Raw genomic sequence first — 26,400 nt, 5'->3', positions numbered from 1 at the left:
ATGACCGAATGGACGCGGCCCCGGCCGTCCTCGCTGATGAGGGCGTACGCCGGGGCCGCTTCCGCGCGCATGTGACACGCGTCAAGGTTTCATTCCTGTTTGACCGGTCGGACATGCCCTGGTAACACCAATCAGTGACCCTGGAATCACACCACGTACATCCGTCACCGGAAGCGTGCTCGCACCCTTACCGAGGGGGGACCTCCGCCATGCAGGCCGCACCCGTCCGCGCCACCGCCATCCCGTCCGTCACCGACGCGCTGCGCGCCGTGGAGTCGCTGCTGCTCAGCAGCGGCCAGCGCACCGCCCGCCGCAACGCCTGGACCTCCGTCCTGGAGGACCGCCGCCGCGCCAAGGACCGGGTCGAGGCGCAGCGCGTCCTGGACCAGGCCGCCACCCGCCTCTGACCCGGCCTGCGATCCCCCCGCCGCCCGCCGGGCACCGCCGTCGTCGGCGCTCCCCGGGCCACGTAGACTTCGTGGCATGGCGAGGAAGGAAACCGCGGCGGACGCCGCGAACCCCGGGCGACTGAAGCAGATCGCCCTGACCTACAAGATGACCCGCAAGGCCGACAAAACGATCGGTCTTGTGCTCGCGGCAGTCGGCATCATCACCTTCGGTGTCTTCCTCGCGATCGGCTTCCTGATCGGTCACCCCATCTATCTCGGCGTCGCCGGGCTGTTGCTCGCCTTCCTCGCGACGGCGATCGTCTTCGGCCGCCGTGCGGAACGGGCCGCCTTCGGGCAGATGGAGGGCCAGCCGGGCGCCGCCGCGGCCGTGCTGGACAACATCGGCCGGGGCTGGACGACGACACCGGCGATCGCGATGAACCGCAGCCAGGACGTGGTGCACCGGGCGGTGGGCAAGGCCGGCATCGTGCTGGTCGCCGAGGGCAACCCCAACCGGGTCAAGAGCCTGCTGGCCGCCGAGAAGCGGAAGATGGCCAGGATCGTCGCGGACGTGCCGGTGCACGACGTGATCGTCGGCACGGGCGAGGGCCAGGTCGAGCTGAAGAAGCTGCGCACGACCATGCTGAAGTTCCCGCGCGTGCTGACCGGCCCGCAGGTGACCGCGACCAACGACCGGCTGCGGGCCCTGGGCGACCTGATGAGCAACATGCCGCTGCCGAAGGGCCCGATGCCCAAGGGCATGCGGATGCCCCGCGGCGGAAAGACCCGCTGACCCCTCGTACGGACGAGAAAGGGGGCGCCCGGATCACTCCGGGCGCCCCCTTCGTCGTACGGTCCCGCTCCGTCGCACGCTCCCGGCGCCGGTCAGGCGCGCACCTCGACGGTCCCGGCGAGCCTGTCGTGCAGGCCGCGGCCGTCGCGGTCCCAGATCAGGGCCGGCACCGCCAGGCACAGCAGCACGGTCCGCAGCAGCGCGCGCAGCGGCTGGACGCGGCCGGTGGCGACGCCGACCACGCGGACGCCGAACAGCCGCTTGCCCGGGGTGCTGCCGATCGTGCCGACCGTCAGGACGCCCAGGACGAGGAAGACCAGCAGCGCCCAGTTGGCGGTGGCGGGCGTGTAGCCGTCGGTGATCAGGCCGTATGCGATCAACTCGCACAGGGCCCAGTCCACGGCCAGCGCGCCGAGCCGCCGCCCGGGACGCGCGATCGAGCCCGGTCCCTCCTCGGGGAGGCCGAGCTGCTCGCCCCGGTAGCCGAACTCGGCGCCGGCGTCCTCCATGGCCGCGCGCGGTCCGGACAGCCATGATCCGATTGCTTGCCTGTTGTCCACCCGTCCACGGTACTGCGGCCCCGCCTTCCCACCGGGGGCCGGGGGTGGCGTCGGGGTGTGTGGGGGCTACGGTGGACCCAGGGCTGGTTAACTTCTGCGAAACAAATGGGTCACGCCCGAGAAATCACCCGTCCCTAGGGTCGAGGTCAGCGTGTGCCACCGCACTGGCCGCACGAACGAACTACCACCCCGGCGTCGACGGTCGGGAGTAGGAGGAGCTGGATGTTCCAGAACGCCGACGAGGCCAAGAAGTTCATCGCGGACGAGGACGTCAAGTTCGTCGACGTCCGCTTCTGCGACCTGCCGGGCGTCATGCAGCACTTCACGGTGCCCGTCGAGGCGTTCGACGCGGACGAGGAGCTGGCCTTCGACGGGTCCTCGATCCGTGGCTTCCAGGCCATTCACGAGTCCGACATGGCCCTGCGCGCCGACCTGTCCACCGCCCGGGTGGACCCGTTCCGCCGGGACAAGACGCTCAACATCAACTTCTTCATCCACGACCCGATCACGGGCGAGCAGTACTCCCGTGACCCGCGCAACGTGGCGAAGAAGGCCGAGGCGTACCTCACCTCCACCGGGATCGCCGACACCGCGTACTTCGGCCCCGAGGCCGAGTTCTACGTCTTCGACTCCGTCCGCTTCGCCACCAGCGCGAACGAGTCCTTCTACCACATCGACTCCGAGGCCGGCGCCTGGAACACCGGGTCCGTGGAGAACAACCGCGGGTACAAGGTCCGCTACAAGGGCGGCTACTTCCCGGTCGCCCCGGTCGACCACTTCGCCGACCTGCGCGCCGAGATCTCCCTGGAGCTGGAGCGGTCCGGCCTGAAGGTCGAGCGCCAGCACCACGAGGTGGGCACCGCCGGTCAGGCCGAGATCAACTACAAGTTCAACACGCTGCTCGCCGCGGCCGACGACCTCCAGCTCTTCAAGTACATCGTGAAGAACGTGGCCTGGCGCAACGGCAAGACCGCGACCTTCATGCCGAAGCCGATCTTCGGTGACAACGGCTCGGGCATGCACGTGCACCAGTCGCTGTGGACCAACGGCGACCCGCTGTTCTACGACGAGCAGGGCTACGCCGGCCTGTCGGACACCGCCCGCTACTACATCGGCGGCATCCTCAAGCACGCCCCGTCGCTGCTGGCCTTCACCAACCCGACGGTCAACTCCTACCACCGCCTGGTGCCGGGCTTCGAGGCGCCGGTGAACCTGGTGTACTCGCAGCGCAACCGCTCCGCCGCGATGCGTATCCCGATCACCGGTTCGAACCCGAAGGCCAAGCGCGTCGAGTTCCGCGCGCCCGACTCCTCCGGCAACCCGTACCTGGCGTTCTCCGCCCTGCTGATGGCGGGCCTGGACGGCATCAAGAACAAGATCGAGCCGGCCGAGCCGATCGACAAGGACCTGTACGAGCTGGCCCCCGAGGAGCACGCGGGCGTCCCGCAGGTGCCGACCTCGCTCCCGGCCGTCCTGGACTCCCTCGAGGCCGACCACGAGTTCCTCCTCGCGGGCGACGTGTTCACGTCGGACCTGATCGAGACGTGGATCGACTTCAAGCGCACGAACGAGATCGCGCCGCTCCAGCTGCGTCCGCACCCGCACGAGTTCGAGCTGTACTTCGACGTGTGACGGACGGGTACCCCGGCACGCCCCTCGGCCCTCTCTTTCGGAGAGCGGCCGGGGGGCTTCGTCGTGAGCGGGCGGGCGTACAACCATTGCCGCTTTCCAAGCTTCCTACTCTCGGGGGATCATCCCTCCTGATCCGTCGGACGAGAGAGGTTGCACGGGGATGTCTGAACTGGACGACTGGGAGCGCGAGTTCGACCACAGGTGGGCGAATTCGGCGGAACACAAGGAGCCCTCCGCCCGGGCCCGGATGCTCGCCGCCCGCTGGAAGGAGAACCCCCCGGACCCGGCCCCCTTCCGGGCCGACCCCGGCCCGGTGGGACCGCGCCGCTCGTCCTGGGTCTCGACGGCCGTCGTGCTCGGCTGCGTGGCCGCGGTGATATTCCTGCTCGGCTACGCCCAGTACCGCTCGCCGTACTAGGCGGTCGCCACCGGGCGGGTCGCCCGCGGGCACGCAGGTGCACACTGGACAGCGGGACGAGTGCCTGACTGCGGGGTGAGGCGAGATGCGAAGCCGCTTCCGGAGCGATCGGCGGTTGACCGCGCGCATGGGCGTCACGCTGTTCCTGCTGGGACTGCTGTACGTGGGGTTCGTGGCCGCGCTGATCGTGCTGCTGAAGTCGTGGGTGCTGGTCGTGGTGGTCGCGGCCGCCCTGCTCGGCGCCCAGTACTGGTTCTCCGACCGGGTCGCGCTGTACGCGATGCGCGGCCGGATCGTGGAGCGCGCGGAGTATCCGGGGCTGCACGGCGTGGTGGACCGGCTGTGCGCGCAGGCGGACATGCCCCGGCCCGCGGTCGCGGTGGCGCCCACCGACATGCCGAACGCGTTCGCCACCGGGCGCAACCCCGACCACGCGGTGCTCTGCGTGACCACCGGCCTGCTGCACCGGCTGGACCCCGCCGAGCTGGAGGGCGTGCTCGCGCACGAGCTGGCGCACGTGGCGCACAAGGACGTCGCGGTGATCACCGTGGCGTCCTTCCTCGGGGTGATCGCCGGGCTGATGGTGCGCTTCGCGTTCTACTCCCAGCTGCTGCGGGGCCGCCGGGACCAGAACACCGCGGCGGTGTTCGCGGCGGTGATCTGCGTCTCGGCGGCCGTGTACGCGCTCAGCTTCCTGCTGATCCGGGCGCTGTCCAGGTACCGGGAGCTGGCGGCCGACCGGGCGGCGGCGCACCTCACCGGCCGTCCCTCGGTGCTGGCCGCCGCGCTGACGAAGGTCTCCGGGGACATCGCCCGCATCCCGGCCCGGGACCTGCGTACGGCCCAGGCCTTCAACGCGTTCTACTTCACCCCGGCGCTCGGCGCCGGACCCGGCATCGCCCGGCTGTTCTCCACGCACCCGAGCCTGGAGCAGCGGCTGGAGCAGCTGGGCCGGATCTCCGCCGAGCTGGGTGAGGCGGCGGCCCCGGAGACCACGGGCTGAGGACGCGGGCCGGGAGGACAGGCCGCGAAACGCGGGTCGAGGCCGCGGACGCGGTTCGAGGTCGAGGAGGGAAGCCGAGGATGGGGCTGCTGGACATCCTGCTGGGCCGTACGCGACCGGTCGCGCCCGACCTGGACCGGTTGTTCGGGCTGCCGTCGGCGGCCGTGACGCTCCAGGCGGCGACCGGGTTCGCCCCGGCCGGGCAGGGCGCGGTGTGCTTCGCCGCGGTCGAGGGCGCGGCCTTCGAGCGGACCCGCCAGGAGGTGCGGGAGCTGCTGGACGCCGACACCGACCGCACCGGCCCCCCGGTCGAGCTGCTCCGGGACGACTACGGCTACTGCTGGCTGGTCTCCCGGCGGACCCCGGAGCAGCTGCCGCAGCTGGTCAACGACCTGCACGCGGTGAACAGCGCCCTGGAGGCCGCCGGTTTCGGCCCGCAGCTGCTGTGCTCCCTGGCCGCGTTCACCGACGGCACCGGCCGCGCGCTGGCCCTGGTGTACCTGTACAAGCGGGGCACCTTCTACCCCTTCGCCCCGCTCCCCGGTGCCGGGGAGCGGCGGGACGGCGCGCTGGAACTCCAGGTGCGGGCGGCGCTCACGGACGAACTGCGGGTCGAGCCGGACCTGGGCCGCTGGTTCCCGGTGTGGGGCGCCCCCGGACTGTGACTGGGGGCGCCCCGCCCTCACCTGCCGCTGTTCTCCCGCTGCCCGCGGCTCTCGCGGGGGCGCTCGCGGCGGTAGCGGCGCTCCCACTTGGCCTGGAGGTCGCGGCGCTCGCGGTAGGCCCGGTACGAGCCGGGCACGCCCGCGCCGGTGCCCGTGCCGGACGTGGGCGGCGCCGGTGTGTCCCGTCCCCGGCGCAGGTAGAGGACGAGCACGGCGACGGCCGCCAGCCAGTAGACGTGGTTGCCGAATCCGAGGATCACCAGGACGGCGGTCCCGGACAGGACGAGGGTCCCCATGACACGCCTCCGTTCGGTGGACGGGCCGGCTCCGCCGCGCGGGGCGCCGGGGCCGGATCGGGTGAAGTGCCGGTTTCGCGGTGTCTGTCCGGCGGATGTCCAGCGTAGGGAGACGGCCGTACGCCCCGCATCCCGTTTTCCGCCCGTACGGGGCGAACGGGCCCGGCGGCCGGGCCCGTTGTCAGTGGCGTCGGCGATGATGCCCCCGGGCCGGCGGGCGTGCCGGCCCCGGCGGCACGGACGGGACGGACGGAGGCCGGTATGAGCGGGAACGGGCGGGCGCGGGACGGCGGGGGGCGGCTGCGGCACATCGGTGCGGCGGAGCGCCGGGCACGGCTGGCGCTGCGCCACCGCCTGGCCGCCACCGCGCGGGCGGCGAGCCCCGAGCAGGTCGCCGCTTCCCTGGTGGCGCTGCACGGCACGGACCCGGCGACGGTGCACCTGGCGGTGGCCGCCCGGCTGGCCGACCCGGCCGGGGCGGTGGCGGCGACGGAACGGGCCTTGTACGAGGACCGCACGCTGGTGCGCATGCACGGCATGCGGCACACGGTGTTCGTGTTCCCCGCGGAGCTGACGGCGGTCGTGCACGCCTCGACCGGCCGTGCGGTGGCCGCCCGCGAACGCGCCTCGCTGCTGAAGGACATGGCGAAGGCGGGCGCACCGGACGCGGCCTGGCTGGCGGACGTGGAGGCGGCGGCCCTCGCGGCGCTGGCCCGCCGCGGGCAGGCGACCGCGGCGGAGCTGGCGGCGGACGAGCCGCGGCTGCGCGAGCGGTTCGTGTACGCGGCCGGCAAGAGCTACGAGGGCGTCCACACCGTCTCCGGCCGCCTGCTGCGCGTGCTGGGCGTCGAGGGCAAGGTGGTCCGCGGGCGGCCGCTGGGCTCCTGGACGTCCAGCCAGTTCCGCTGGGCACCGGCGCCCGGGCATCCGGAACTGGACCCGGCCGGGGCCCAGGCCGAGCTGCTGCGCCGGTGGCTCGCGGTGTGCGGGCCCGCGACGGAGGCCGACCTCACCTGGTGGACGGGGTGGCGGGTGACGGAGGTCCGCCGGGCCCTGGCCGCGACCGGGGCCCGGGAGGTGTCGCTGGACGACGGCACGGGATACGTCGCCGACGGGGACCTCGACGCCGTACCGGAGCCCGAGGAGCCCTGGGTGGCCCTGCTGCCCGCTCTCGACCCGACCGCCATGGGGTGGCGGGAGCGGGACTGGTACCTCTCCCCCGAGCTGCGCCCGCTCCTCTTCGACGGCAGCGGCAACGTCGGGCCGACGGTGTGGTGGAACGGGCGGGTGGTGGGCGGCTGGGCCCAACGTCCCGACGGCGAGGTCGTCTGGCGCGTCCCCGACCCGGGTGTGCGGCGGGAGGCCGGGCCGGCGGTCGCCGCGGAGGCGGAGCGGCTGCGGGCGTGGCTGGGGGCGACCAGGGTGACGCCGCGGTTCAGGACCCCGCTGGAGCGGGAGCTGTCGGCGTGACCCGGTGCCGGACGCCCTGTCAGGAGTGAGCGTCCGGCACCGGGCGGCTCAGCGGCTGTAGCGCATCAGCGCCCGCACCATGTGGCACGTGGTGTCCGACGGCGGGTGGATCCCGACGCGCCGGGCCGTGCTCCGTATCGTCTCGTCGCGGGCCTGGGCGGGCAGATAGACACCGGAGTCGAGCAGCGCGATGGCGAGGCGCATGGCCTTCAGACGCCGGTTGTGGGCGACGTACCACTCGCGCGGCCGTCCGGCCGGCAGCGGACGCTTCACGAGGGACTGGGCGGTCGGGAACGTAACCGTCGCCTTCGGCTCCGGCTTCAGTGCGGCAGCGGGCACAAGCATCCTCCTGTCGCGATCAGGGCCTTCCACCGGAGCCTTCGGCAACTCCGGTTGACCCTCGAACACTTCCTCCAGTCTACTGCCCGCCACTGACAATCGGACGGATCGCACGGTTCGACAAATGGCCTGGTGGAAGCGGTAATTGACGTGCTGTCACCGCTGCTGCGGGAGGGACGGGTGGGGCGCCGGGAAATTCGAACACGACGATCGGGGACCGTGTCCGCCACGGCGGCCTCCCGGGTCGGCGCGCGGCCGGGTCTCGGCTACGTTGGGGGCATGGAGATCTGGATCAATCCGGCCTGTTCCAAGTGCCGCAGCGCGATCGGCCTGCTCGACGCCGAGGGGGCCGAGTACACCGTCCGGCGCTACCTGGAGGACGTGCCGGGCGAGGACGAGATCAAGGCCGTGCTGGAGCGGCTGGGCCTGGAGCCGTGGGACATCACCCGCACCCAGGAGGCGGCCGCCCGGGAGCTGGGGATCGGCGGCTGGCCCCGGGACGAGGCCGCGCGGGACCGGTGGATCGCGGCGCTCGCCGCACACCCCGCGCTGATCCAGCGGCCGATCATCACGGCCGACGACGGGACGGCGCTCGTGGCGCGCAGCGAGGAGGCGGTGCGGGAGGCGCTGTCCCGCGGCACGAGCTGAGCGGGCCGCACCTCCCCACCTGCCCACCTCCCCCTCGCCCCTCCGCCCAGCCCTGGCGCCATGATCCGTGTGGCGTACGCCACTTGTGCGTCTTCTGTGACCGCTGAGCAACCTCGTTCGGTATCTCGTACATAGCGGCGTACGCTCCCCTACCTCTTCAGGAGGCGCGGATGTCGCGCAGGAGAACTCTCGGCACGAAGAAGAAGGTCGCGCTGCTCGTCAGTGCCGCGGCGGTGGCGGGCGGCGGGGCCTTCGCCCTGGCGTCCACCTCGAACGCCGCGCAGGGGCCGCAGGGCGCCAGAACGCTGTCCGCCGCGGACTCGACCGTCTGCCAGGGACTGGCCACGGCGCTGGGCAACAACCAGAAGTTCATCGACGGCCAGCGGGCGGCACCGGACGCGCAGTCGGCGGCCCGGATCACCAACCGCGAGGCGGTCATCGCGCAGATCAAGGTCCAGCAGAAGGCGGCCGGCTGCGTCGTCGGGGAGTCGGCTCAGGACCCCCAGGCGGCGCAGGGCGGCCGGCAGGGCAACGGTCAGCAGGGCGGAACCCAAACGGCCGGGGCCCAGCAGGGCAACGGTCAGCAGGGCGCGGGACAGGCGGCCGGGGACCAGGCGGCCGGGCAGCAGGGTGCGCAGCCCTCGCAGAGCGCCGCCGCGGGTTCGGGCCGGCAGGTGTGCGCCGGCTCCACCGTCACGCTCTCCGGCGAGGGCGGCGCCCCGGCGGCGTCCAGCAACCAGTTCCCGGCGGGCACGACCCTGAAGGTGACCAACCTGGACAACAACAAGTCCACGACCGTGAAGGTGACCTCGGTGTCCGGCAGTTGCGCGCTGCTGAACAACGCCGCCTTCGAACAGGTCCGGGAGCCCGGCAAGTTCCTGATCCGCCGGGCGCTGATCGAGAAGGTGGGGTGAGGCCGGGGCGGCAGCGAGACGACCGGTGAGAGAGGGCCGGGTCGCGTCCGGGGGCATCGGCGCGGCCCGGCCCTCCGCCGTGCCCGGGTGACCGGGCGGGCGGTCGTACGCAACCCGCGGGTGCCCGAGCCGTGGCGGGGCCGCCCTACGGCCGCCGCGAGCGGCGGCGCGGGGCGCCGGGGGCGGCGCCCCTGCCCCGCGCGGCCGTCCTCACCGTGTGAGGCGCGGCACACGAACACCAGGTAACACGTGGTTCACCTACGGGCAACGGCCGGGAAATCGCCTGTTGACAGGCTGCCGGGCGTATCCACGCGGTGCTCCGGTGCCGCGGCACCGCAGCACCCGCAAGTGCGCCCAGACCCACCCCCGAAGGATGTGGCCCGTGAGCTTCAAGGCTGAGTACATCTGGATCGACGGCACCCAGCCGACGGCCAAGCTCCGTTCGAAGACGAAGATCCTCACGGACGACGCCAAGGGTCAGGAACTGCCGATCTGGGGCTTCGACGGGTCCTCCACCAACCAGGCCGAGGGCCACGCCTCGGACTGTGTGCTCAAGCCGGTCTTCTCCTGCCCGGACCCGATCCGCGGCGGGGACGACATCCTCGTCCTGTGCGAGGTGCTCACCATCGACCTCGCCCCGCACCCCACCAACACCCGGGCCGCGCTGGCCGAGGTGGCGGAGCGGTTCGCCGCGCAGGAGCCGATCTTCGGCATCGAGCAGGAGTACACCTTCTTCGACGGCTCCCGTCCCCTGGGCTTCCCCGAGGGCGGCTTCCCGGCCCCGCAGGGCGGCTACTACTGCGGTGTCGGCGCCGACGAGATCTTCGGCCGTGACGTGGTCGAGGCGCACCTGGACAACTGCCTGAAGGCGGGCCTGGCCATCTCCGGCATCAACGCCGAGGTCATGCCGGGCCAGTGGGAGTTCCAGGTCGGCCCGGTCAGCCCGCTGGAGGTCTCCGACCAGCTGTGGGTGGCCCGCTGGCTGCTCTACCGCACCGCCGAGGACTTCGGCGTCTCCGCCACCCTCGACCCCAAGCCGGTCAAGGGCGACTGGAACGGCGCGGGCGCGCACACCAACTTCTCCACCAAGGCGATGCGCAAGGGCTACGACGCGATCCTCACCGCCTGCGAGTCGCTCGGCGAGGGCTCCAAGCCGCTGGACCACGTCAAGAACTACGGCGCCGGCATCGACGACCGCCTCACCGGCCTGCACGAGACGGCCCCCTGGGACCAGTACTCCTACGGCGTGTCCGACCGCGGCGCCTCGGTCCGCATCCCGTGGCAGGTGGAGAAGGACGGCAAGGGCTACATCGAGGACCGCCGTCCCAACGCCAACGTCGACCCGTACGTGGTGACCCGTCTGCTGGTCGACACCTGCTGCTCGGCGCTGGAGAAGGCCAACCAGGTCTGACCGGCCCCCGCTCTCCCGCCTGTTGTCCCGAGGGGCGCCCACCGCGACGGTGGGCGCCCCTCGCGCATGCCGCCGGACGGCACCCGGCGGCGGCGCGCGGCCCGTCCCGGCGACGGCGCGGGGAGGGTCCGGCGACGGGAAACGTCCACCCAGTGAGAGAAGGCTCCTGTAACGGGCGGGTGTCTGCTTCAATGGGCGCATGGCCAGCTACCAGAAGAACACCGCGACGGGTCGCCATGACCTCGAGCCGTTCTGGCCTTCCCGTCAGCACCATGACTTCGACCGGGTGTGTTGCCGCGCGATGAACGCGCCGGCCCTCTAAAGCCGTACAACCCGGCCTTCGGCCAGCGCGGAACGAGTACGTCCCGGCGCGCCCGACCACGAATCGCGGCCGCCGTCCTCATCGACGAACCTCTCGCGCGAAAGAGCTGACCTCTCATGGCGACCACCCGTTCCCTGACCACCGCCACCCTCACCGCCCCGTCCCCGGCCGCCCCGCGGCACCGGCTGCGTGCCGTCGACCGGGACGAGGTGGTCGACGTCGCGGACTTCCTGCCGCCGGGCGCCACCTGGCTGCCCGCGCCGCAGCACGCCCTGCCCACCCTGCCCGGCCAGCCGCCGATGGTCGGTTACCTGCTGCTGGTGCCGGCCGACCAGCAGCCGCCGTTCCCGCCCTTCGCACCGGTCGCCGTACCGGACCACCCGCACACCGACACCGTGGCCGACACCGTGGCAGGTGCCGCGACGGCGGCGGCCCCGGCCGTGCCCGCGGCCGGCGAACCGCTCGTGCGGGTCGACGGCGTACGGCGCACCGCCCAGGTCGACGGCCGTGAACTCGACCTGACCTACCTGGAGTTCGAGCTGCTGGCGCACCTCGTGGCGCACCCCCACCGGGTGCACACCCGCGACCAGCTGGTGACCACGGTGTGGGGGTACGGCCACGTCGGCGACGGCCGTACCGTCGACGTGCACATCGCCCGGCTGCGCCGCAAGCTGGGCGCCGAGCACCGCAGGGCCATCCAGACGGTGCGCCGGGTCGGCTACAAGTACACCCCGCCGACCGGGCGCTGACCGGCCGCTCTGCCGTCGGCAGATCCGTCTTCCCCGCTCCCCGCGCACCGGGCACGATCCCGGCATGAGACTTCTTGTGCTGGGCGGGACGGAGTTCGTGGGGCGGGCCGTGGTGGAGGCCGCGCTCGGGCGCGGCTGGGAGGTGACCGTCTTCCACCGGGGCCGGCACCTCCCGCCCGCCGGGGTGCGGGCGTTGCACGGCGACCGCACCGCCGACGGCGGTCTGGCCGCGCTCGCCGCGGACGGCGGCGGCTGGGACGCCGTGGTGGACACCTGGTCGGCCGGGCCCCGCGCGGTGCGCGACGCGGCCCGGCTGCTGCGGGGCCGCGCCGGGCGGTACGTGTACGTCTCCAGCCGGTCGGTGTACGCCTGGCCCTGGCCACTCAGCGCCGGTGCGGACGCCGCGGTGGTGGAGGGCGCCGCCGCCGACGCCGGGCCGTCCGACTACGCCCGGGACAAGCGGGGCGGCGAACTGGCCGCCGTGGAGTCCTTCGGCGCGGACGGCTCGCTGCTGGTGCGGGCCGGGCTGATCCTCGGTCCGTACGAGAACGTCGGGCGGCTGCCCTGGTGGCTGACCCGGATCGCGCGCGGCGGCCCCGTGCTGGCGCCCGGCCCGCACGACCTGCCGGTGCAGTACATCGACGCGCGCGACCTCGCCGACTGGGTCCTCGGCGCGGTCCGGCGGCGGCTGAGCGGACCGTACGACCTGGCCGGGCCGCCCGGTCACACCACCATGGGCGGGCTCCTCGACGCCTGCGTCCGGGTCACCGGCGCGGCGGCCGAGCTGCGCTGGACCGACCCGGACGCCGTCCTCGGCGCCGGGATCGAGCCGTGGACCCAGCTGCCGGTGTGGGTGCCGCCCGGCGGGGAGATGTACGACAGCGTGCACCGCGCGGACGTGTCGCGGGCGCTGGCCACCGGGCTGACGTGCCGGCCGGCCCGGGAGACGGTCGCGGACACCTGGCGGTGGCTGACGGAGATCGGCGGCAGCGCCCCGCAACGGCCGGACCGGCCGGCCGTGGGCCTCGATGCGGAGGTGGAGGCGAGGGTGCTGGCATCCGGTGGGGGTGTACCCAGCTCCACCCCCGGAGGGGGGACCTCGCACCAGTGACCGCGGCCGGCGGGTCGGCCAGACTGGCGCCATGAACACCGACGCGAAGCAGGGCGCCGTACGGGCACGCTCCAGGGAGGTCCTGCTGGCCGCCGTGCGGGGGCTCGTGCTGGCCCTCGTGGTGCTGCCGTTCTCGATACTCGCCCTGGTCCTGAGCCTGCTCTCCCTCGCCCTGATCCCGGTCGGCGTCGGCCTGGTCACCACCCCGTGGGTGCTGTCCGCCGTCCGGGCCCTCGCGGACACCCGGCGGGAGCACGCGGCCGAGTGGTGCGGGGTGCGGATACGGTCGGCGTACCGGCCGGTGCCGCCCGGCGCCCGTCCGTGGACCCGCACCTTCGCGCTGCTGAGCGACCCCCAGGTGCGGCGGGACCTGCGGTGGCTGCCGGTGGACATGACGGCCGGGTTCGTCACCGCGCTGCTGCCCGCGGTGCTGCTGCTCTACCCCTTGGAGGGGCTGGCGCTGGCGGCGGGGCTGTGGCGGACCATGACCGGCGGCCCCTACGGTGCGTACGGGCCGTACTGGTACGCCTTCGTGCCGGTCAGCGGGCAGGGAACCGCGCTCGCGGCGGGCGCGCTGGGCCTGGCCGTCCTGCCCGCCGCCTACCGCTGGACCCCCGGCCTGCTGGCCGTCCACTTCCGGCTGGCCCGGGCCGTGCTCGACCCCGGCCACGAGGAACTCACCGAGCGGGTACGGGTGCTGACCGAGACGCGGCGCGACGCGGTGGACACCTCCGCCGCCGAACTGCGCCGGATCGAGCGGGACCTGCACGACGGGGCACAGGCCCGGCTGGTCGCCATGGGCATGGACCTCGGCACGATCGAGGTGCTGCTGGAGAAGGACCCGGCGCAGGCCCGGCGGCTGCTCGCCCAGGCCCGCCGGAACTCCGTGGAGGCCCTCGGTGAGCTGCGCGACCTGGTCCGGGGCATCCATCCGCCGGTGCTGGCCGAGCGCGGGCTCGGGGACGCCGTACGGGCGCTGGCGCTGCGGCTGCCGGTGCCCACCGAGGTGAGCGTGGAGCTGCCCGGGCGCGCGGAGGCCCCCGTGGAGTCGGCGGCCTACTTCGCGGTCAGCGAGGTGCTGACCAACGCGGTCAAGCACTCCGGCGGCGACCGGATCTGGGTCGACCTGCACCACGCCGGCGGCATGCTGCGGATCTCGGTCACGGACAACGGCCGGGGCGGTGCGCAGGCCGGGGCCGGCTCGGGGCTCGCGGGGGTGGAGCGGCGGCTCGGTACATTCGACGGCGTCCTGGCCGTCAGCAGCCCCGCGGGCGGTCCCACGATGGTCACCATGGAGATTCCGTGCGCGTTGTCCTCGCCGAAGACCTCTTCCTCCTGCGCGACGGACTGATCCGGCTGCTGGAGGCCTACGGCTTCGAGGTCGCCGCGGCCGTCGAGTCCGGCCCCGAACTGGCCCGGGCGCTGGCCGAACTGGAGCCGGACGTCGCGGTGGTCGACGTCCGGCTGCCGCCGACCCACACCGACGAGGGCCTGCAATGCGCCCTTCAGGCCCGGCGGCGGCGGCCCGGGCTGCCGGTGCTGGTCCTCTCGCAGCACGTGGAGCAGCTGTACGCGCGCGAGCTGCTGGCCGACGGCAGCGGCGGCGTGGGGTACCTGCTGAAGGACCGGGTGTTCGACGCGGACCAGTTCGTGGACGCCGTACGGCGGGTGGCGGCGGGCGGCACGGCGATGGACCCGCAGGTCATCCAGCAGCTGCTGGCGCGGCGGTCGGCCGGTGACCGGCGGCTGGACGCGCTGACCCCGCGCGAGCGGGAGGTGCTGGAGCTGATGGCGCAGGGCCGGTCGAACGCGGCGATCGCCGCCGCGCTCGTGGTCACGGAACGGGCCATCGCGAAGCACACCTCCAACATCTTCACCAAGCTGGGCCTGGAGGTGTCCGAGGACGACAACCGCCGCGTCCTGGCGGTCCTCGCTCACCTGGACCGTGACCGCTGACCTGCCCGTTCCCCGCTCAACTGGCGCTGCTGGACGCCTGGTTGCGCCCGCCGTCCGGTGAGTCGTGCCGACGAATGTGTGTGACGGGTGAACACCCGCGGGGCGGGACGCGTATGGAGGGGAGCCGCTTCACTCCTGTCGGGCGCCTCGATGCTGCCCCGCAAGGAAGTCAGAGGAGTTCCATGGGACGCAACACACGAAAACGCCGTACGCCGCTGGCCACCAAGGCCATAGCCGCATCGGCGGCCCTAGCGCTCGGTGGGGGCGGGCTGATCTGGGCGAACTTCTACGCCTCGGCGCACGAGTCGAACAACGGCGGGTGGAACCAGACCAAGTCCGCCGGTGCGCAGGTCGCCACGATCTCCTGCCCCGACGTCGGCCAGAAGCTGACGAACGTGCCGGGCCGGGCCCGCACCGAGGTCGACGGTGAACTGGCCAGCCTGGACAGCCAGATCACCGACGCCTACCAGCGCCTGGCCACCACCCGCGACGCGCAGACCAGGGACGCGAGCTTCGTCCAGAACTCCATCCTGCAACCGCTGAAGGACCGGCGGGCGGCGCTCATCGACCGCATCAAGCTGGAGATCAGCCGGGCCGGCGGCACCACGCCCGCCGGACTGGAGACCCTCGCCTCCTGCACCGGCACCACCGCGGCCCAGACCACGGGGGGCGGCCAGAACAGCGGCGGCCAGCAGAACGGTGGTCAGAACACCGGTGGCCAGCAGAACGGCGGCCAGAACAACGGTGGGCAGGGCAGCGCCACCGCCAGTCCCAGCGCCGGCTCCGGCACCGGGCAGAACGGCGGCGCGGGTCAGCAGCAGGGCGGCAACGGTCAGGCGGGCAACGGCCCGGCCGCCGCGGACTTCGTGGACATCACCAAGGTCCAGCCGAACGTCGCCGCCAAGCCGCGCCGCTCCGGCAACGCCTCCACCGGCACCTTCACCACCCGGTGCGGGGTCAACGCGAACAAGAACCACAACACCGACAACGTGATCGTGGCACCCGGCGTAACCAACGGCGCCCACCACCTCCACGACTACGTCGGCAACCAGAAGGTCAACGCGTTCGCCAGCAACGGCACCTTCCTCCAGGGCGGCACCAGCTGCCAGAACAAGAGCGACCTGTCGTCGTACTACTGGCCGGTGGTCCGCGTCCAGAACGGCCAGCAGGACTTCGACCAGAACGCGGACGGCGGTGGCAAGGAGGGCAACGTCGGCAAGATCCTGGTCCCCGCGCAGGCCCAGATCAAGTACGTCGGCAGCCCGACCGGCAAGGTCGTCGCCATGCCGCAGTTCCTGCGCATCATCACCGGTGACGCCAAGACCACGACCAACGGCCTGGCCAACGCCAACGCGCACTGGAGCTGCACCGGCTTCGAGAACAAGGTGCAGCTGACCACGCAGTACCCGATCTGCCCGCGCGGCAGCCAGGTGGTGCGCACGTTCGCCTTCCAGAGCTGCTGGGACGGGCAGAACACCGACAGCGCCAACCACCGCACCCACGTGGCGTTCGCCGACGCGAACGGCAACTGCGCGAACGGCTTCAAGGCCATCCCGCAGCTGACGATGCGCCTGGTGTACAACATCACGCCGCCGGTCGTGCAGAACGGGGTGGTGAAGAACGCGTACGCCGTGGACGGCTTCCCGGAGCAGCTGCACAAGCCGGCCACCGACCACGACGACTTCATCAGCGTCACGACGGGTGGCCTGGCCAACCGGATCGCCAACTGCATCAACCGGGGTCAGCGCTGCCAGTGACCCGGGCGGGTGAGTGACGAAGGCCGGTGGCGGAGGGGTTCCTCCGCCACCGGCCTTCGCCGGCTCCCGCCCGCGGTCAGCCGCTGTGCGCGTGGTGGTCGGTGCCCTGCTCCACCTCGCCGCCGAGCCTGCCGCGCAGCGCCCGCACCACCCCGTCGTCGCCGACGGCGACCCACTTGCGGCCGACCAGGTAGAACCCGCCGTAGTCCTTGGCGTCGTCGATCCACTCGCGCTGGCCGCGGTCGGTGGCGAAGGTGGCGAGGACGAACCTGCCGTCGGGGTTGTGGCAGATGGCCTGGCGGATCTCGTCGGCGTCGGTCTGAAGGTCCGGATCGCACTTCACCCGCGCGGCCAGGCTCTCCAGGCTGCCGGTGGCGGCCGGCGGCGCGGAGGCGGTGGCCGCGCCGGAACCGCCCGAGCCGCAGCCCGCCAGCGCCAGTACGGCCGCGGCGCCCGTCGCGGCGAGCATCGGTCGCGTCACCCTCATCTGTTCCTCCGGTCCTGGTGGGCCAAGCATGCCGCAGGGAGTCCCGGCGAGGGGTCCCCGCCCTGGATACGGCTCCCGCGCGCGCAGCGCTCAAAAAAGGGGGCGCCGCGGCGGGCACCGGCGTGTGAGGGTGAGCGGATGGACCAAGACTGGGAAGAGCGCGTCGCGGCCGCCTGGGCCGGCTTCGACACCTACGCGGAACAGCACGCGTCCGCGTTCCGGGACGTGATCGGCGCCCTCGTCGCCGAACTGCCCGCCGGCAGCCCGCTGGGCCCGTTCGAGCGGGCCTGCGCCTGGGACTCGACGGGCCACTCCGACAAGGCGGTCCCGCTGTACCGGGAGGCGCTGGCGCTCGGTCTGCGCGAGATCAGTCCCTACCGGGCCCGCCGGACCGCGGTCCAGCTCGCCAGTTCCCTGCGCAACACCGGCCGGGCCCAGGAGGGCGTCGACCTGCTCACCCCGGAACTGGACGCGCCCTCCGACGAGCTGGACGACGCTATACGCGCCTGCCTGGCCCTGTGCCTGTCCAGCCTCGGCCGGGACCGGGAGGGCCTCTCGCTGGTCCTCGGCGCCCTCGCCCCCCATCTCCCGCGCTACCAGCGCTCGATGGCCAACTACGCCCGCGCCCTCACCGAACCCCGGCACGACGACAGGCCCTAGAACTGTTGCGCAGGGGTGAGTCACCCGCGCGGGGGTGACTCACCCCCGGCTCGCTCGTTCTTCTGGACGTGCAGTCACAGGATGTAGCCCAGCGTCACGCAGCCGGCACCTCCGGGGCGAACCCGGTGGTCGACGTCGAGCAGGCCGAGGCCGCGCTCGTCGAGCACTATCCCCGCCTGGTCCGGCTCGCCTACCTGGTGCTGCCGCCCGGCTCCGGCCGGGGCCGCCGGGTGCTGACCGCACACGCGCTCACCCAGCGGGCGCTGCCCCGCGGCCGCAAGCCCGCCTCCGTGATCCCGCCGCAGGGGACCGGCCGGGACGGCGACCCGGGGTACGCCTTCGTCCGCCAGCAGGTGCTGCGTACGGCCCTGGCGGCGGCCCGTCCGGGCGGGCGGCCGCGGCGCGACCGGCTGCCGTCGCTGCTGCCGCAGGTGTGGGGGCTGCGGCTGTTCCCGCGCTCCGGCGGCGCCGACGAACTCGCCCTGGACCAACGGCTGTCCGCCCTGTCCGCGGAGGCCCGGGCCGCCTATGTGCTGCGCGGCCTGGAGAAGCTGGCCGACCCGGACGTGCGCCGGGTCCTGGAGGCCGCCGGGGCCGAGGACGCGGGGTCCGCGCTGGCGGAGGCCAACAGCGTGCCCGCCGAGTACGCGCTGCTCGCCTCCCCCGAGTTCGACCCCTGCTCGCTCCAGGCCCGGCCCACCGACCTGATGCGGCGCCGGCAGCACACCAAGGCGGCGCTGGCCGCGGCGGCCGCGCTCGCGGTGTGCGGCGCCCTGATCGCGCTGCCCGGCGGCGGCTGGGGCCCCGACGGCGCCGCCGCTCCCGCGTACGCGCAGAACCCGGCGGCCCAGGCCGCGCTGGACCCGGGCAGGCTGATCCGGGCGGTGCCAACGGCCTGGGAGTCCTCGGCCCGCCTGGACTACTCGGTGTGGCCCGCGCGCGGCGCCCTCACCGGCGACACGGCCCTGCTGCGCCGCGCCCTCGCGGTCTGGGCCCGGCCCGGGGAGACCGTCCGCGTCTCGGCGACCCCCGGCACCCAGACCGGCGGCCCCGCCGGACCGCCCCAGCTGCTGTACGCGGGCCTGGTCGACAACGCGCGCGTGGTGCTGCTCTACGACGGCCTGCGCATCGCCCGGTACGCCGAACCGAAGGACGGCACCCAGGGCGCCGCCCTCGACTTCGCCCGCGTCGACGGCGCGACCAGGGCGGAGGCCGGGGCCCTGGTGCTCGGCCGCGCGGACGGCAACGTCCGCTATCTGACGGCGCCCTGGGTGAAGCGGGCGGCCCAGCGGGACCTGATGAAGCCCGGGTCGGCCGCCACGGACCTGCCGCTCACCGACGGGGTGACCACCCCGGTGGCCAGCCCGGCCCTGCGCGGCGGGCCGTGCACGTCCTGGACCGTGCTGGAGCTGACCGACGCCCTGGGCACCCGGCTCGCCACCGACCTCGGCGAGCTGGTGCCGGCCCATCTGACCGCGGGCCGGCCCGGATCGGTCACCGAGGTGTCCAAGGCGAAGGCCCAGCAGGCCTGGGCGCCGTTCGCCTGCTCGCTGGCCGCCGAGCGGTCGGCCGGGGTGCGCAGCGTCAACGCCTGGGCGTACGCGCGGCAGACGCTGCCCGAGACCGGTGGCACCGGCGCCTGGGTGTGCACGCGGGCGGAGACCTGGCGGGGCGGCGGGGCGGCGGTGCTGGCCCAGTTCCGCACCCCGGGCGGACCGGTGGGCGCGGTCGTGGCCAAGGGGACGGACGTGGCGGCGTGCGGCCCGCGCGATCCGCACGTGCTGGCCGGGGTGCTGTGGAAGGCGGGGTCCGGGGACTGGTACCTGCTGGCCGCGGGCAGCCGGGACACCGCGTTCATCCGCACCACGGGCGGCGTCACGGCGGCCGTCCAGGGCAGCGTGCTGGCGGTCCGTGTCCAGCAGGGCACCCGGGCGGAGCTGAAGGGCACCCTGGCGGACGGCCGCTCGATCGGCGGCCTGCGCTAGGGCCTGGCCCCGGGCCGGGGACATCATCGCCCGCACCGGCGCCGGAGGAAACCGCGCCCGGCCGGATTGAATCGGTAAGATGTTCGCATGACTACCGGGGTGCGCCGCAGGATGGGTGTCGAGGAGCGGCGGCAGCAGCTGATCGGGGTCGCTCTCGAACTGTTCAGCCGGCGCTCGCCCGACGAGGTCTCCATCGACGAGATAGCGGCGGCCGCCGGTATCTCCCGCCCGCTCGTCTACCACTACTTCCCCGGCAAACTCAGCCTGTACGAGGCCGCGTTGAAGCGGGCGGCGGAGGATCTGGCGGGCCGGTTCACGGAGCCGCACGACGGCCCGCTGGGGGCCCGGCTGCTGCGCGTGATGCGCCGGTTCTTCGACTTCGTCGACGAGCACGGGCCCGGTTTCGCGGCGCTGATGCGCGGTGGCCCGGCGGTCGGTTCCTCCACGACCAACGCGCTCATCGACTCCGTACGGCAGGCGGCGTACGTCCAGATCCTGTCGCACCTGGGCGTGAGCGACCCGCCCGCGCGGCTGGAGCTGGTGGTCCGCTCCTGGATCTCGCTCGCCGAGTCGACGGCGCTGCTGTGGCTGGACGGCCGCCGTGTCCCGCGCGCCGAGCTGGAGGTGCAGCTCGTCAACGACTTCGCGGCGCTGGTGGCGGTGAGCGCGGCCTACGACGCGGAGATGGCCGCGCTGGTGCGCACGATGGTGCGGGACGAGCCGGCCGACGGCCCCTTCGCGAGGCTGGCCGGCCGGCTCCTGTCCCTGGCGTCCTAGTTACCGCTCGAACTTGCGGTAGGTCGGGTCGAGGTCGCGGATCTCGGCGGAGGCGTGCAGGCGGTACCCGTCCGCCTCCGCCACGTGCTCACGCAGCAGGTCCAGGACCGTCTGCGTCAGTTTCTCCTTGGTCTCCCCGCTGCGCCCGGCGAGGAGACCGATGCTCACGTGCACCACGGCGTGCTGCCCGGCCGCCGGCTCCTCGTAGCCGAACGCGGTGAGGTCGCTGCGCCGGAACTGCGTCTTGCAGGCCTCCGGCCGGGCCGCCGCGATCTCGACGGTGGCCTCGTGCAGCGCCCGCGCGAAGCCCTCCCGGTCGAAGGCCTCCTCCATCACGTGGGAGTAGTCGACGATGATCTGCGGCATGGCACTCCTGTTCTACGGCAACGACCTCACCCTAGGGCCTCTCGTTCGCTACTTCGCGGCCCGTGTGAACACCGCGACCGTACGCGCCGGCACGGTGAAGGTGCCCGAGTCCGCGGCGTAGGCCGAGGTGCGCACCACCGCGTCCGAGCCCTTGGCCTGGACCGGGTGCAGCCGGTAGGAGGTGCCGGTCAGGGCGCCGACGTGCTGGGTCTGCCGTTCGGGCGTGGCGTTGAAGACGACGACGAGGTCACCGGCGCGCATGGTGATCACCCCGGGCGTCTCCGCCGTGCCGGACAGCGGGAAGGAGACCTGGTCCTGCACCCGCGCGGCCGTGGCGAGGGAGAAGGCCCGCTCGGTGGTGCGGATGCGCAGCAGGTCCCGGTACGCGGCCGAGGCGCCGGTGATCTGCGGGCACCCGACGTGCACCGAGGTGAGCAGCGGCTTGGCGTACGCCCACTTGGACTCGTTGTCGGCCGCCGGGGGCAGCCCGCGCCCGAAGCCGTTGCCGTCGGCGCAGTTCCAGTGGATGGCGTTGAACCAGTCGCCGCTGTCGAAGGAGTTGCGGTCCAGCGACTTCGAGCGCAGCAGGTCGCTGCCCGCCTGGGAGAGGGCCGGCCCCTGCGAGAGGGCGGCCGTGGCCATCGCCAGGACCTGCATGCGGGCCCGGTCGGACGCGGCCGTGTCCTTGGGCAGCTTGTAGGCCAGCGCGTCGAACAGCGACTCGTTGTCGTGGGCGTCGGTGTAGGCGAGGGCGTCGCCGGGCGCGGCGGCGTAGCCGGCCGGGGCGCCGTTGTAGTCGACCTGGGCGCCGGTGACGTCCTTGCCGGCGGTGTCGGTGAAGCGGTATCCGGCCAGGTTGCCGGTCAGGCCGACCTTGATCAGGTCCTGGTAGTGCAGCAGCCGGGCCTTCTGCTCGGCCGGGGTGCCGTTGGCGTCGGAGGAGTTGGGGTCGGTGTACAGGCCGGAGGCGAAGCCCTGGACGCCGGGGTCGGAGTCGAAGGGGCCGCCGCCGCGCACGGCGTCACGGGCGCGGTCGGAGAAGGTGGCGACGCCGGTGCCCGCCATGTTCTTCTGCGTGGCCTGGGTGAACCGGGCGTCGTCGGCGACCTCGCCGAAGTTCCAGCCCTCGCCGTACAGGATGATCTTCTTGCCGTCGACGCCGTCCTTGCGCACGGTCAGCGCGTCGAGGGCCTTGCGGACCGCGAGGATGTTCGCCTTGGGGTGGTGGCCCATGAGGTCGAAGCGGAAGCCGTCGACCTTGTACTCCTTGGCCCAGGTGACGATCGAGTCGACCACCAGCTTGCCCATCATGCGGTTCTCGGTGGCGGTGTTGGCGCAGCAGGTGCTGTTGGCGACCGTGCCGTCGGCGAGGAGGCGCTGGTAGTAGCCCGGCACGATCCGGTCCAGGACGGAGGTGTCCGCCTGGCCGGCGGCCGCCGTGTGGTTGTAGACGACGTCCATGACGACGCGCAGGCCGTCCTGGTTCAGGGACTTGACCATCTGCCGGAACTGGACCGTGCGGGCGGTGCCGTCGGGGTCCGTGGCGTAGGAGCCCTCGGGGACGGTGTAGTGGTAGGGGTCGTAGCCCCAGTTGTAGGCGTCCTTGGCGGCGGTCTTCGCCACGCAGGCCTGCTGCTCGGCGGAGTCGGCGGCGTAGGAGGCGAGGTCGCAGCCGGGGGTCGCCCGGTCGGCCTTCTTCTCCGGCACGGTGGCCAGGTCGAAGGCGGGCAGCAGGTGGACGTACGACGTGCCGGACCGCGCCAGCCGCCGCAGGTGCTTCGAGCCGTCGCTGCCGCGGTCGGTGAAGGCCAGGTAGGTGCCCCGGTGCGCGGCCGGGACCGTGTCGTCGGCGACCGAGAAGTCGCGGACGTGCAGTTCCTGGATCTGCGCGTCCCGCAGCGGGACGGCCTTGGGCTTGTGCAGCGCGGACCAGCCGCCCGGGGCGAGGGAGCGGTCGTCGAGGTCGGTGATCAGGCTGCGCTCGGAGTCGGTGGTGAGGGCGACCGAGTAGGGGTCGGTGACCTTGTTGGTCACGAGCTTGTGCACGCTGGGCGCCCAGACCCGGACGAGGTAGCGGTAGGGCTTGTTCTTCCAGGAGGCGGGGCCGGTGACGGACCAGACGCCGGTGGCGGCGTCGCGGTGCATCGCCACGGTGGTGCCGTCGAGGTCCAGGGACACCGTCCGCGCGGTCGGCGCCCACACCGACAGCGTCGGCCTGCCGTGGTGGAAGACCGGCCCGAGGGCCGCCTTCGTCGCGTCGTACACGTCGTCCAGGACGCCGGCGATCTGCACGCCGGTGGCGGACAGGACGGCGCCGTTGGCGGCGAGCTGGGAGACGACGAGCTGGCCGCCGAGGGCCTCGCGCACCCGGTCGCGGTCGCGCCGGTCGACGGACCAGGCGGTGTAGTCCTTCAGGTGCGGGAACTTCGCCTTCTGCGCGTCGCTCAGCGTGGTCTTCGTCAGCCGCAGCCAGCGCTCGTCGTCGCTGGTCAGGGCCCCGCCCTTGACGGCGATGGAGCCGTCGCGGGAGTAGCGCAGCTGGGTGGAGGCGGCGGCGTCGGAGCCGTTGTAGGCCACGGTGTCCCGGTCGATCCAGACCGCCTTGGAGGTGGCCAGGTCGAGGGCGCCCGCGCTGCCCGCGGGCTGCGGCAGCAGGTGCTTGTCCTCCCCGCTCAGCAGCCACACCTCGTGGCCCTCGGCCTTGAGGTCCAGGGACTGGTCGGTGGGGAGGTCCTTCGCGTCACCGTTGTGGATGATGTAGCTGAGGCTGGTGGCACCGTCGGTGAGCGGGACGTCGAAGACCGCGCCGTAGGAGTCGGTCCGCACCGGCTTCAGGGGCTGTCCCCAGTCGGTGGGGGCGGCGGCGCCGCTCCAGACGTGCAGGCCCCAGCCGTCGTAGTCGCCGTCGGCGCGGTGGTAGTGCAGGACGGCCTTGGAGGTGTCCTGCGCCGGGTAGTCGGGGCGCTCGGTGCGGACGGTCGGGTCGCCCTGTTCGAGCCAGACCTCGCCGGTGCGGGTGACGTCGATGGTGCGGTCGGCGGAGACGTCCTTGTCGCCGTCCTTGTCGATGACCAGGAAGCTGACGGAGGAGGCGCCGGGCTTGAGCTTGACGTAGGCGAAGGCGCCGTAGGCGTCGCGGCCGGTGAAGGGGTGGCTGGCGGGCCACTGCGTGGCCTCGCCGTCGGCGAGGTCGCCCCAGGCGTACAGGCCCCAGTCGGCGTAGTCGCCGTCGGTGCGCTTGTAGTGGACGACCGCGTAGTCCCGGGAGGAGGCGGTGGGCACCTCGTCGGCGGGCGGGGTGCCGGTCGTGCTCGCGGCGGTGGCGCTCGCCCGGTGGCCCGCCGAGTCGATGACGACGGCCTTGTAGCGCAGCGCGGTCCCGGCCGGTACGTCCTTGCCGAGGGTCTGGGTGACCTTGTAGGGGGCGTGGTCGGCGGAGCCGAGGACGCGCCAGGGGCCGTTGCCGACCTGCGCGGCGAAGACGACCCGGTTGAGCTGTCCGCCGTCGGTGCCGGCGCTGACCTCGACCGTGCCGGTGGCGCCGGCGGCGGGGGCATGGAGGGTCAGGGTGGGCTTCGCGGCGGGGGCGGCGAGGTGTCCGGCCGCCTTGTACACGACCGTCGAGCCGGCCGGGACGGTGACGGTGACCTTGGCGGCGGCGTCCGAGGCGAGGCGGGCGCCGGTGCCGTAGACGCCCCGGTAGGTCATGCCCGGCGAGCCGGTCGCGAAGGTGGCGGTCCGCGCCCCGGTGGCGTTGTTGAGGGCGACGACGTACTCGGTGCCGGTGGCGGCGTCGGTGCGGGTGAAGGCGTAGACGCCGGCGCCGTCGGCCGCGTAGCGCTCGGTCTGGACGCCGTCGGTGAGGGCGGGGTTGGCCTTGCGGAGCTTGGCGAGCGCGGCGATCTGCCGGTAGAGCGGGGCGTGGGTGTCGTAGGCGTCGTCGGCGTGGGTGCGGGCGGTGCCGATCTCGTCGTCGTCGAGGTAGTCGGCGACCTTGGAGGCGAACATGGTCTGGCGGGCGTCCTTGTCGCCGCCGGAGCCGGTGAAGCCCTGCTCGTCGCCGTAGTAGACGACCGGGTTGCCGCGGCTGAGGAACATCAGCTCGTTCGCCAGCCGGTCCTTGGCCAGCAGTTCGGCGTCGGAGGCCTTGGGGTTGTCCTGGTTCAGGAAGTACCCGAGGCGGCCCATGTCGTGGTTGCCGAGGAAGGTGACCTGTTCATAGGCGTTGGCCTTGTCGGTGGTGTACTTGTAGTCGTCACCGAAGAGGGCCGCCAGCGCCTGCGCGCTGCCGCCCTGGGAGGCGTAGGCGCGGGCCGCCTGCTGGAAGGGGAAGTCGAGGGTGGCGTCCAGCCGGCCCTGGGTGACGTAGGGGGCGGTCACCGAGGTGTCGGCGGAGTAGACCTCGCCGAACATGAAGAAGTTCTTCCGCCCGTGCGCGGCCGCGTAGGCGTCCAGCGCCGTCGACCACTGGGTCCAGAAGTCCATGTCGACGTGCTTGACGGTGTCGATCCGGAATCCGTCGATGCGGAAGTCCCTCACCCACCGCTGGTAGATCCTCTCCATGCCGTGCACGACCTCGGGCCGTTCGGTCCACAGGTCGTCCAGGCCGGAGAAGTCGCCGTACGTGGTGGACTCGCCGGCGTAGGTCGAGTCGCCGCGGTTGTGGTACATGGCCGGGTCGTTGAGCCAGGCCGGGACCTTGGCGCCGGCGGCGGCCTTCGGGGTGTACGGGAAGGAGTCCGCGTCGACGGCCGGGAAGCTGCCGCCGCCGTCGGCGTGGCCGCGGCCGTCGGCGTAGTCGGCGTCGTCGAAGGGCTCGCCGTCCTTCGTCAGGTACGGGAAGGCGCCCTTGGAGAGGTAGCCGTAGGACTTCTCGTCGTAGTCGACGACGTCGGCGGTGTGGTTGGTGATGACGTCGAAGAAGACCTTCATGCCCTTGCCGTGGGCCTTGGCGATGAGGGTCTCGAGGTCCTTATTGGTGCCGAAGTGCGGGTCGACCTGGGTGAAGTCGGTGATCCAGTAGCCGTGGTAGCCGGCCGAGGCGTTGCTGCCGGTGCCCTGCACGGGGCGGTTCTTGAAGATCGGCGCCAGCCAGATGGCGGTGGTGCCGAGGTTCTTGATGTAGTCCAGCTTGCCGGTGAGGCCCTTGAGGTCCCCGCCCTGGTAGAAGCCCTTGTCGGTGGGGTCGAAGCCGGTGCTCAGCCGTGAGCCGGTCAGGCCGCCCTTGTCGTTGGCGGTGCTGCCGTTGGCGAAACGGTCCGGCATGACGAAGTAGAACTGCTCGCGGGTGTCGTCGTGCCGGGCGGGCGCGGCGGCCAGCCTGGCGTCCGAGGGCGGTGCGGGCGGAGCGGCCGCGTGGGCGGCGATCGGCTGCACCAGGGCGGCCGCGAGGGCGGCGGCCGTGACGGCTGCGGCCCGTCGAACATGGGGAGTGCGGCGCGTCCGGGGCGCCGGCCATCTCGGTATCACAGGCGTGAACTCCTAGCGAATACGGCTCTGTTGCGTCCGGCCGGGTCCGACCCCGAGCGACGGCTCGGCCACGGTGCCGGGCGCCGGCGTGACCGTATCGCTAACGAAAGCTTTACAGCAAGAGTTGTGCAACTCACAGCAAGAGTTTTCAACAGCGGTGGCCCGGCCCGGTCACGTACCTCTGTCCGGGCCGGGCGGTACGCCGGGCCGCTGTCCGGGCCAG

At 73.0% G+C, this 26,400-nt stretch carries 25 protein-coding genes; 19 read left to right on the top strand and 6 right to left on the bottom strand.

Features of this window, described 5'->3' with window-relative positions; translation table 11 throughout:
• Positions 1–209 precede the first annotated feature (209 nt).
• Positions 210–407: an SCO2195 family GlnR-regulated protein gene (locus ACZ6CZ_RS03145; protein WP_469013869.1), complete on the top strand. Its 198-nt coding sequence runs from the start codon at positions 210–212 to the stop codon at positions 405–407.
• 76 nt (positions 408–483) lie between these two features.
• Positions 484–1,182, top strand: a complete 699-nt coding sequence (locus ACZ6CZ_RS03140; protein ID WP_469013868.1) for a DUF4191 domain-containing protein — start codon at positions 484–486, stop codon at positions 1,180–1,182.
• A gap of 92 nt (positions 1,183–1,274) precedes the next feature.
• Here ACZ6CZ_RS03140 and ACZ6CZ_RS03135 read toward each other — a convergent pair whose 3' ends face one another.
• Positions 1,275–1,742 carry an RDD family protein gene (locus ACZ6CZ_RS03135; protein WP_469013866.1) on the bottom strand — a complete coding sequence of 156 codons (468 nt, stop codon included), beginning with the start codon at positions 1,740–1,742 and terminating at the stop codon, positions 1,275–1,277.
• 222 nt (positions 1,743–1,964) lie between these two features.
• On the opposite strand from ACZ6CZ_RS03135, the gene glnA reads away from it, so the two are divergent.
• From glnA to pspAB, 4 genes are all read left to right on the top strand, one after another.
• Positions 1,965–3,374: a type I glutamate--ammonia ligase gene (gene glnA / locus ACZ6CZ_RS03130; RefSeq protein ID WP_469013865.1), complete on the top strand. Its 1,410-nt coding sequence runs from the start codon at positions 1,965–1,967 to the stop codon at positions 3,372–3,374.
• 160 nt (positions 3,375–3,534) lie between these two features.
• A complete protein-coding gene (locus ACZ6CZ_RS03125; protein ID WP_469013862.1) occupies positions 3,535–3,792 on the top strand; it encodes an SCO2583/SCO2584 N-terminal domain-containing protein in 258 nt (85 codons plus the stop codon).
• A gap of 85 nt (positions 3,793–3,877) precedes the next feature.
• Positions 3,878–4,795, top strand: coding sequence for a zinc metalloprotease HtpX (gene htpX / locus ACZ6CZ_RS03120; RefSeq protein WP_469013860.1), 918 nt, complete (start codon positions 3,878–3,880; stop codon positions 4,793–4,795).
• Between the two features lie 80 nt (positions 4,796–4,875).
• The gene (gene pspAB, locus ACZ6CZ_RS03115) at positions 4,876–5,460 is read left to right on the top strand and encodes a PspA-associated protein PspAB (RefSeq protein WP_469013859.1); all 585 of its coding nucleotides are present in this window, start codon (positions 4,876–4,878) and stop codon (positions 5,458–5,460) included.
• Positions 5,461–5,477: 17 nt separating this feature from the next.
• Here the strand turns inward: pspAB and ACZ6CZ_RS03110 are convergent, their stop codons facing one another.
• Positions 5,478–5,756, bottom strand: coding sequence for a hypothetical protein (locus tag ACZ6CZ_RS03110; protein ID WP_469013857.1), 279 nt, complete (start codon positions 5,754–5,756; stop codon positions 5,478–5,480).
• A gap of 261 nt (positions 5,757–6,017) precedes the next feature.
• Here ACZ6CZ_RS03110 and ACZ6CZ_RS03105 point away from each other — a divergent pair, with 261 nt between their 5' ends.
• Entirely contained in the window at positions 6,018–7,226 is a 1,209-nt protein-coding gene (locus tag ACZ6CZ_RS03105; protein WP_469013853.1) for a winged helix DNA-binding domain-containing protein, read from the top strand.
• Between the two features lie 48 nt (positions 7,227–7,274).
• Here ACZ6CZ_RS03105 and ACZ6CZ_RS03100 read toward each other — a convergent pair whose 3' ends face one another.
• Positions 7,275–7,565, bottom strand: a complete 291-nt coding sequence (locus ACZ6CZ_RS03100; protein WP_469013851.1) for a hypothetical protein — start codon at positions 7,563–7,565, stop codon at positions 7,275–7,277.
• 279 nt (positions 7,566–7,844) lie between these two features.
• Here ACZ6CZ_RS03100 and ACZ6CZ_RS03095 point away from each other — a divergent pair, with 279 nt between their 5' ends.
• From ACZ6CZ_RS03095 to ACZ6CZ_RS03055, 9 genes are all read left to right on the top strand, one after another.
• Complete coding sequence (locus tag ACZ6CZ_RS03095) at positions 7,845–8,213, top strand: ArsC/Spx/MgsR family protein (RefSeq protein ID WP_469013850.1); 369 nt, start codon at positions 7,845–7,847, stop codon at positions 8,211–8,213.
• 170 nt (positions 8,214–8,383) lie between these two features.
• The gene (locus tag ACZ6CZ_RS03090) at positions 8,384–9,127 is read left to right on the top strand and encodes an RlpA-like double-psi beta-barrel domain-containing protein (protein WP_469013848.1); all 744 of its coding nucleotides are present in this window, start codon (positions 8,384–8,386) and stop codon (positions 9,125–9,127) included.
• Between the two features lie 382 nt (positions 9,128–9,509).
• Positions 9,510–10,538 carry a glutamine synthetase gene (gene glnII / locus ACZ6CZ_RS03085; RefSeq protein WP_469013846.1) on the top strand — a complete coding sequence of 343 codons (1,029 nt, stop codon included), beginning with the start codon at positions 9,510–9,512 and terminating at the stop codon, positions 10,536–10,538.
• A 199-nt stretch (positions 10,539–10,737) separates the two neighbouring features.
• The gene (locus ACZ6CZ_RS03080; RefSeq protein ID WP_469013844.1) at positions 10,738–10,860 is read left to right on the top strand and encodes a hypothetical protein; all 123 of its coding nucleotides are present in this window, start codon (positions 10,738–10,740) and stop codon (positions 10,858–10,860) included.
• A 116-nt stretch (positions 10,861–10,976) separates the two neighbouring features.
• Complete coding sequence (locus ACZ6CZ_RS03075) at positions 10,977–11,609, top strand: winged helix-turn-helix domain-containing protein (protein WP_469013842.1); 633 nt, start codon at positions 10,977–10,979, stop codon at positions 11,607–11,609.
• A 64-nt stretch (positions 11,610–11,673) separates the two neighbouring features.
• Positions 11,674–12,720, top strand: coding sequence for an NAD-dependent epimerase/dehydratase family protein (locus ACZ6CZ_RS03070; protein ID WP_469013841.1), 1,047 nt, complete (start codon positions 11,674–11,676; stop codon positions 12,718–12,720).
• A 31-nt stretch (positions 12,721–12,751) separates the two neighbouring features.
• The gene (locus ACZ6CZ_RS03065) at positions 12,752–14,071 is read left to right on the top strand and encodes a sensor histidine kinase (RefSeq protein WP_469013840.1); all 1,320 of its coding nucleotides are present in this window, start codon (positions 12,752–12,754) and stop codon (positions 14,069–14,071) included.
• On the top strand, positions 14,023–14,676 hold the full coding sequence (locus tag ACZ6CZ_RS03060) for a LuxR C-terminal-related transcriptional regulator (RefSeq protein ID WP_469013838.1): 654 nt from the start codon (positions 14,023–14,025) through the stop codon (positions 14,674–14,676). Before ACZ6CZ_RS03065 ends, ACZ6CZ_RS03060 begins: the two co-directional genes overlap by 49 nt.
• A 182-nt stretch (positions 14,677–14,858) precedes the next feature.
• Positions 14,859–16,433, top strand: a complete 1,575-nt coding sequence (locus ACZ6CZ_RS03055; protein WP_469013837.1) for a DUF1996 domain-containing protein — start codon at positions 14,859–14,861, stop codon at positions 16,431–16,433.
• 76 nt (positions 16,434–16,509) lie between these two features.
• Here the strand turns inward: ACZ6CZ_RS03055 and ACZ6CZ_RS03050 are convergent, their stop codons facing one another.
• Complete coding sequence (locus tag ACZ6CZ_RS03050) at positions 16,510–16,920, bottom strand: hypothetical protein (protein WP_469013836.1); 411 nt, start codon at positions 16,918–16,920, stop codon at positions 16,510–16,512.
• Positions 16,921–17,058: 138 nt separating this feature from the next.
• Between ACZ6CZ_RS03050 and ACZ6CZ_RS03045 the strand changes: the two genes are divergently transcribed.
• The 3 genes from ACZ6CZ_RS03045 to ACZ6CZ_RS03035 all read left to right on the top strand — a co-directional run bounded on the left by ACZ6CZ_RS03045 (position 17,059) and on the right by ACZ6CZ_RS03035 (position 20,342).
• Positions 17,059–17,580 carry a tetratricopeptide repeat protein gene (locus ACZ6CZ_RS03045; protein ID WP_469013834.1) on the top strand — a complete coding sequence of 174 codons (522 nt, stop codon included), beginning with the start codon at positions 17,059–17,061 and terminating at the stop codon, positions 17,578–17,580.
• A 68-nt stretch (positions 17,581–17,648) separates the two neighbouring features.
• Positions 17,649–19,565, top strand: coding sequence for a hypothetical protein (locus ACZ6CZ_RS03040; RefSeq protein WP_469013833.1), 1,917 nt, complete (start codon positions 17,649–17,651; stop codon positions 19,563–19,565).
• 87 nt (positions 19,566–19,652) lie between these two features.
• On the top strand, positions 19,653–20,342 hold the full coding sequence (locus ACZ6CZ_RS03035) for a TetR/AcrR family transcriptional regulator (protein ID WP_469013832.1): 690 nt from the start codon (positions 19,653–19,655) through the stop codon (positions 20,340–20,342).
• Here ACZ6CZ_RS03035 and ACZ6CZ_RS03030 read toward each other — a convergent pair whose 3' ends face one another.
• Together ACZ6CZ_RS03030 and pulA are read right to left on the bottom strand one after the other, a co-directional pair.
• Positions 20,343–20,708: a 5-carboxymethyl-2-hydroxymuconate Delta-isomerase gene (locus ACZ6CZ_RS03030; RefSeq protein ID WP_469013830.1), complete on the bottom strand. Its 366-nt coding sequence runs from the start codon at positions 20,706–20,708 to the stop codon at positions 20,343–20,345.
• Between the two features lie 48 nt (positions 20,709–20,756).
• Positions 20,757–26,177 carry a pullulanase-type alpha-1,6-glucosidase gene (gene pulA, locus ACZ6CZ_RS03025; RefSeq protein ID WP_469013829.1) on the bottom strand — a complete coding sequence of 1,807 codons (5,421 nt, stop codon included), beginning with the start codon at positions 26,175–26,177 and terminating at the stop codon, positions 20,757–20,759.
• Positions 26,178–26,400 lie beyond the last annotated feature (223 nt).

This window comes from Streptomyces sp. NPDC041135 (assembly GCF_055592085.1).
The sequence above is the reverse complement of the archived record's forward strand: the minus strand, read 5'-3'. Positions and strand labels throughout refer to the sequence as shown.

Excerpts from the sequence above, each read along its gene's own strand:
- ACZ6CZ_RS03140 (WP_469013868.1), top strand. The coding sequence starts at position 484 with ATGGCGAGGAAGGAAACCGCGGCGGACGCCGCGAACCCCGGGCGACTG.
- ACZ6CZ_RS03145 (WP_469013869.1), top strand. The coding sequence starts at position 210 with ATGCAGGCCGCACCCGTCCGCGCCACCGCCATCCCGTCCGTCACCGAC.
- ACZ6CZ_RS03065 (WP_469013840.1), top strand. The coding sequence starts at position 12,752 with ATGAACACCGACGCGAAGCAGGGCGCCGTACGGGCACGCTCCAGGGAG.
- ACZ6CZ_RS03030 (WP_469013830.1), bottom strand. The coding sequence starts at position 20,708 with ATGCCGCAGATCATCGTCGACTACTCCCACGTGATGGAGGAGGCCTTC.
- ACZ6CZ_RS03045 (WP_469013834.1), top strand. The coding sequence starts at position 17,059 with ATGGACCAAGACTGGGAAGAGCGCGTCGCGGCCGCCTGGGCCGGCTTC.
- htpX (WP_469013860.1), top strand. The coding sequence starts at position 3,878 with ATGCGAAGCCGCTTCCGGAGCGATCGGCGGTTGACCGCGCGCATGGGC.
- ACZ6CZ_RS03105 (WP_469013853.1), top strand. The coding sequence starts at position 6,018 with ATGAGCGGGAACGGGCGGGCGCGGGACGGCGGGGGGCGGCTGCGGCAC.
- glnA (WP_469013865.1), top strand. The coding sequence starts at position 1,965 with ATGTTCCAGAACGCCGACGAGGCCAAGAAGTTCATCGCGGACGAGGAC.
- pspAB (WP_469013859.1), top strand. The coding sequence starts at position 4,876 with ATGGGGCTGCTGGACATCCTGCTGGGCCGTACGCGACCGGTCGCGCCC.
- ACZ6CZ_RS03090 (WP_469013848.1), top strand. The coding sequence starts at position 8,384 with ATGTCGCGCAGGAGAACTCTCGGCACGAAGAAGAAGGTCGCGCTGCTC.
- ACZ6CZ_RS03125 (WP_469013862.1), top strand. The coding sequence starts at position 3,535 with ATGTCTGAACTGGACGACTGGGAGCGCGAGTTCGACCACAGGTGGGCG.
- ACZ6CZ_RS03095 (WP_469013850.1), top strand. The coding sequence starts at position 7,845 with ATGGAGATCTGGATCAATCCGGCCTGTTCCAAGTGCCGCAGCGCGATC.
- ACZ6CZ_RS03050 (WP_469013836.1), bottom strand. The coding sequence starts at position 16,920 with ATGAGGGTGACGCGACCGATGCTCGCCGCGACGGGCGCCGCGGCCGTA.
- ACZ6CZ_RS03075 (WP_469013842.1), top strand. The coding sequence starts at position 10,977 with ATGGCGACCACCCGTTCCCTGACCACCGCCACCCTCACCGCCCCGTCC.
- ACZ6CZ_RS03055 (WP_469013837.1), top strand. The coding sequence starts at position 14,859 with ATGGGACGCAACACACGAAAACGCCGTACGCCGCTGGCCACCAAGGCC.
- ACZ6CZ_RS03080 (WP_469013844.1), top strand. The coding sequence starts at position 10,738 with ATGGCCAGCTACCAGAAGAACACCGCGACGGGTCGCCATGACCTCGAG.
- ACZ6CZ_RS03035 (WP_469013832.1), top strand. The coding sequence starts at position 19,653 with ATGACTACCGGGGTGCGCCGCAGGATGGGTGTCGAGGAGCGGCGGCAG.
- ACZ6CZ_RS03070 (WP_469013841.1), top strand. The coding sequence starts at position 11,674 with ATGAGACTTCTTGTGCTGGGCGGGACGGAGTTCGTGGGGCGGGCCGTG.
- ACZ6CZ_RS03110 (WP_469013857.1), bottom strand. The coding sequence starts at position 5,756 with ATGGGGACCCTCGTCCTGTCCGGGACCGCCGTCCTGGTGATCCTCGGA.